Raw genomic sequence first — 1,020 nt, forward strand, 5'->3', positions numbered from 1 at the left:
TCAAACGGCATTTTGTCTGATGATGACCGCACCTCTTATGCCACGCAGCTGGAAGGTATTCGCGCACAACTGCTTAACCTGGCCAACAGCACAGACGGCAACGGCCGCTATCTGTTCGCCGGTTATGAAAGTGATACAGCACCCTTTACCACCGATGCCACCACAGGTGATACCACTTATAACGGTGGGTCATCTCCGATTACGCAGAAAGTGGATGCCAGCCGTACGCTGACCGTTAACCATACCGGCAAGCAGGTTTTTGACTCACTGACCAGCAGTGCGCAGAAAGAGCCTGATGGCACACCCAGCGAAAGCAATATCTTCACTATTCTTGATACGGCGATTAAATCCCTGAAAGTGCCGCTGAATGATGCCGATCAGACCGCTATTGATGCACAGGCGGTCCAGATGGGCAAAGCTAACCGTGGCCTGAGCAATGCGCAGGAAAATGTCTCCAAGGTGCGTGCTGAGATCGGGACGAACCTGGATGAACTGGGTAAGCTTGATGCTAAAGGTGATGACACCATACTGAACCTGAAAACCCAGATGAGTGGGTTGATTGGCGCGGATACCACCGAGACCATCTCCAGCTATACCATGAAGCAGGCGGCCTTACAGGCTTCGTATACTGTCTTCCAGCAGATGTCCAAACTGTCTCTGTTTAACCTGAATTCCTAGACTGACCTCTAAGATTTGAACGTGCTTTAACCGGGTACGTTCAGTTTCTCCCGCTGCCAGTAACCAAAGCTGACAGCGGGTTTTTTTTGCCTGCTATTCCCTCTCCCGAAGCGTTGTGCCCCGAATCGTTTAACGACCTCCCGATGACGAACTGTTGGTTTTGAACCGCGAGGCTGATGACGACGGGGGGATGTATGCTTACAGACACGAATATGTTGCGATAACAGATCGGTGAACACAGAGATAATGGAGTAAAAGGAGGGGGGAAGAGCAGATAAAAAAAGCCCTGGCCAGGTAGCCAGGGCTTGATTGACGCGTTATCAGGTATTAAGGACGGGTTGC

At 51.2% G+C, this 1,020-nt stretch carries 1 protein-coding gene; it reads left to right on the top strand.

All coding sequences use genetic code 11. From position 1 onward, the window contains the following. On the top strand, nucleotides 1–678 hold a 678-nt coding region (locus tag WH277_RS02565), incomplete at its 5' end, for a flagellin N-terminal helical domain-containing protein (protein ID WP_339504238.1). Between the last annotated feature and the right edge of the window lie 342 nt (nucleotides 679–1,020).

It is taken from the genome of Erwinia sp. MYb416 (assembly GCF_037479575.1).
Lineage (GTDB): Bacteria > Pseudomonadota > Gammaproteobacteria > Enterobacterales > Enterobacteriaceae > Erwinia > Erwinia rhapontici.